Raw genomic sequence first — 4,465 nt, forward strand, 5'->3', positions numbered from 1 at the left:
GGATTCCTATTTGATTTTTGAATAAACACCGTACACCTCGAAAAGCCTGATTCCCTACTCCCTACTCCCTATTCCCTACTCCCCGCCTACGCAAATAATTTCAAAAATCAAAGCGGATTACTATATACTCATTACGTGTAGACTTGACAAAAAGCAAACTGATGTAGCAAGATTCACTTAAGTCCCTTTCGTCCCACATCTCGAAGTGGGTAGGAGGCAATGCATGATTGGCAGTATTTCTTTAACCACGATCGCAGCAATCTAAATCAAGGCACTTACCGCATCTTTGAGCCGGAGTGGAAAGCAGATATTCTCCACTGGTTCAGCCAAAAGGATGTGGATAAGCAGCAAAAAGAAGATTTTATCCAAGCTTTAATAGATTTTGATGACGGTTGCGGCGATTTTTATCGGTATCGCGCCTACTTTTTGGCGGCTGAGGCTTTATCCCAGTTCCCAGAATCTAGTTTGGGTGATGCAATTGTAGAACAACTGCTCAAATGGAGCTATGCCTATTTTCGGCAAGATAAGCGAGATTGGCAGATACTACCAAAACCATTGGTGCAGACAGCTAGAAAAACCCTGGAATTAACCGACAGAAAACGGGTTATCGCGGCTTTTGTGCATTTGGTTCATACTACTGAAAGTCTCACAGTTCTTAGACTTGCAGCTGAGAAATTAGAAAAACTCGATCCGGGTAATAAAAGTGCGATCGCAGCCTTGGCTTTGATGCCAATTACTGATGGTGATGAAACTGCGATCACTGTTCTAATTCACGACATCAAAAAGATACCGGATCAGCAAATTTGCAGACATAGAATTATGACTTTGGGGGATATTGCCTATGGCAATCAAACTGCGATCGCTGCATTAGTTCATTTTATGGAGACGACACTAAATAAGGACAATTGTTGCAATGCGATCACAGCTTTGGGAAAAATTGCTGTGGGTAATCAAACTGCGATCGCAGCCCTCATCAAATTCTTACAGATAAACCAGGGTGATAGAATCTGTTTTGATGCAGTTCAAGCTTTGTGGCAAATTGATCCTGGTAATGCATCTGTACTCAAGACTTTAGTGCACATTCTCGAAACTTCTAGGAATGCATCTCTTATAGATCGCGCGGCTACATATATGCTGAAAATTGAGCCAGGGAATAAAGCTGCGATCGCTACTTTATCAAAAACACTTGAAACCACTCAAGATGAATGGGGACGTTTGCAAGCAGCTAAAAATCTCCTAGAAGTAGATTCTAATAATCAAATTGCAATTAATGTCTTATTAGAGTTAGTTAAAAATCTGGCTCAATCGCCAAAATGCCCAGATTCTACACGGTATATCGCGTGGGAAGCAACTAGAACTCTGTCGCAAATCGACCCCAGTAATCAAATTGCAATTAATCTTCTAGTTCAGCTGATTAGGACTGCTGACGATCATTCTTATCTCAACCGAGCAGTGCAACACTTAGGACTTTTTGGTGCTGGGAATGAAGCTGCAATTGTAACTTTAATCGAGTTAATCGCCTCCATTAAAGATGATGACCTATTATTATACGATGCAGCTGTGAGTTTAGGAAACATTGATTCAGGTAACAAAGTGGCGGCTAGCACGTTATCTCAGATACTTGAAACCACTCAAGGTGAATGCACACCTTTGTATGCAGCCAAAAACCTAGTGAAAATTGATCCTGGTAATCCAAAGGCGATCGCTACTTTATGCCAAATATGGGAAAGGAATCCGTATCTATATAAATCAATCTTGATGGATGAAGTTCAAAATCTAGAACAACTTGATCCAGGAAACAAATTGGTGAAAGAGAAGCTCAACGAAGTTATCCCTACTCTGATCCAATTTATTCAAATCTTTCAAGAAGATGATGACAATAAAAACTCCTTCAATTACAACGCGACTGTTCAGCTATCCTATGAATCCTGTCTCTTGGATATAGCTGATAGTATGACTAAAATCCTCCAAAGTGAACATTCACTACAAGTAGTCATAACCCTAAAAGACTATATGAGTAAACAGTTCTACAAGAATAGTTCTTATCGCTACGAGGCTGTGTTTAACATTATCTGGCATTGCGCTGAGAATATGACTTACCCAGATTTCTCCAAAGCTTGGCACAATTAACGAACTAAAGAATAAGCGCAGAGTCCTTTATCTTCCTTTGCGTTCCTCTGCGCTTCCCTCCGCGTTCCTTTGCGTTAAAAAACAATTTCCTCCCTCATCCTCTCTTCCAGCACATCCAACAACCCATCCACATCCTTACCAACTTCCTCAAAACAAATCGGTGGTGCTGGTTCCGGTGCAAACTGAATTAACTTAATTTCCCCCTTCCCAATCCCAATCATCACAACTTCCACTTCCGGCTTATGATTCTCGACAATTCCCAAAATTTCCTGAAGCCGATTCTCAACTCTAATATTTAAATTCTCTATCTGCTCTTTCGGACAATAAACAAAATGCGGCGTTGGTTGCAAATCAATACCAATAGTACCTTGACTGTCACCATTTGCTAACCACAATCCCCAAAACAGCGCCGCCAATTCCTGCTGATTTGCTTTGACAAATTTATCCAACTGGCGACGCCACTTAGTATCACCTGATTCTGGTTGACTATTACCAAAAAACATAAATAATTCGTAATGAAGACACAAAACTTTGCGCGAAAGTTATCTCAAACCTGACTGTACACGCCAGAGGCTAGAATAAATCCCATCTTTCTCCAGCAATTGCTCATGGGTTCCCGATTCTACTAATTTCCCATGTTCCATGACATAAATGCAATCGGCATTGCGGATGGTGGAAAGACGATGAGCGATCGCAATTGTAGTTCTATCTACTGTAATTCGTTCAAGCGATCGCTGGATTGCTGCTTCTGTCTCATTATCCACTGCTGAGGTCGCTTCATCTAAAATCAGAATAGGGGGATTTTTGAGAACTGCACGGGCGATCGCAATCCGTTGTCTTTGTCCACCAGATAACTTTTGTCCTCTTTCCCCCACAATTGTCTCATAACCTTGGGGCAGGTCAATAATAAATTCGTGCGCCTCGGCTATCTTCGCCGCCGTGATAATTTCTTGCTCTGTAGCCTCAAAGCTACCATAGGCAATATTCTCTGCTACAGTGCCATGAAATAGAAAGACATCTTGACTCACCAAACCAATGCAACGCCGTAAATCTTGCAAATTCAAACTTTGCAAATCAATGCCATCGAGAGTTATGCTTCCAGTTTGCACTTCGTATAACCGCAATAAAAGTTTAACTAAAGTGCTTTTACCAGAACCAGTTGAACCTACAATTGCAATGGTTTTCCCCGCCGGAATATCCAAAGACAGATTTTTAATTACTGGAAATCTATCTTTATAGGCAAAATAAACATTTTTAAATTGCACTTCACCGCGCACTTCATCCACAGGTAACGATACATCACCTGTATGAATAGCAATAGGAGTATCCAACAAATTCATGACTCGATTAGTAGAAGCCATTGCTCTTTGATATTGATCAAAAGTTTCGCCTAATCTTGTTAAAGGCCACAGCAATCGTTGGATTAAAAATACTAATACGCTGTAAGTACCTACAGACATTTTTCCAGAAACCGCTGCCATCCCGCCATATAACAGTAATGCCGTGAAACCCACTAAAATCAGCATCCGAATTAACGGTACAAAAGCAGCAGAAAGAGTAATTGCTTTAGAGTTACTACGGCGATAAGCTTCACTATCTAATTCCAGACGATAGGCTTCATAAACTTCGGCGGTGAAACTTTTAATAGTAGTAATTCCGCTAATATTGTTTGACAAACGCGAATTAAGAAAACCTACCTTTTCGCGCACATCAGCATAACGAGGTGCGAGTAGTCGTTGATAAGCAAAAGAACCCCAGAGGATAAATGGCATCGGTGATAAAGCCATCCACGCTACACTAGGAGCCAAAATAAAGAAAGCAGCGCCAATAATTAGAACAGTTGCGGAAACTTGAATGATATCATTCGCTCCTCCATCCAAAAATCGCTCTAATTGGTTAATATCATCACTGAGAATAGACATTAAACCGCCAGTGCTGCGTTCTTCAAAATAAGCTAATTCCAACTCTTGCAAATGTTTGTATGCATCCAAACGCAAGTCATGCTGAATATTTTGAGCCAAATTCCGCCAAAGTCGAGCGTAGGCATACTCAAAAACAGATTCTAGTATCCAAATGATCACAGTCAGGAAGGAAATAATCAAAAATTGTTGAAAGACATCGCGTACCCCTAACTGGGCAATTATGGAATCCTGCTGCTTGACTACCACATCCACCGCGACACCAATTAAGCCGGGTGGTGCCAAGTCGAAAAACTTATTGAGGGTAGAATAAGTAGTCGCCAGCCAAATTTGTTTACGATACTGGTGTCCATACTCAAGCAAGCGCTGGAGAGGATGCGTTGAATGTTTACGCCTTTTTGATTATTTCCTTCCTG

At 41.0% G+C, this 4,465-nt stretch carries 3 protein-coding genes; 1 reads left to right on the top strand and 2 read right to left on the bottom strand.

Going from position 1 to position 4,465, the window contains the following annotated elements; all coding sequences use genetic code 11:
• The first annotated feature begins 219 nt into the window (after nucleotides 1-219).
• A complete protein-coding gene (locus tag LC574_RS28060) occupies nucleotides 220-2,130 on the top strand; it encodes a HEAT repeat domain-containing protein (RefSeq protein WP_229456941.1) in 1,911 nt (636 codons plus the stop codon).
• Between the two features lie 74 nt (nucleotides 2,131-2,204).
• Here the strand turns inward: LC574_RS28060 and LC574_RS28065 are convergent, their stop codons facing one another.
• Both LC574_RS28065 and LC574_RS28070 read right to left on the bottom strand, forming a co-directional pair.
• A complete protein-coding gene (locus LC574_RS28065) occupies nucleotides 2,205-2,633 on the bottom strand; it encodes a hypothetical protein (protein WP_229456942.1) in 429 nt (142 codons plus the stop codon).
• 39 nt (nucleotides 2,634-2,672) lie between these two features.
• Nucleotides 2,673-4,412: an ABC transporter ATP-binding protein gene (locus tag LC574_RS28070; protein WP_229456943.1), complete on the bottom strand. Its 1,740-nt coding sequence runs from the start codon at nucleotides 4,410-4,412 to the stop codon at nucleotides 2,673-2,675.
• Nucleotides 4,413-4,465 lie beyond the last annotated feature (53 nt).

The organism is Nostoc sp. CHAB 5715, from assembly GCF_020829685.1.
Classification (GTDB): Bacteria; Cyanobacteriota; Cyanobacteriia; order Cyanobacteriales; family Nostocaceae; genus Nostoc.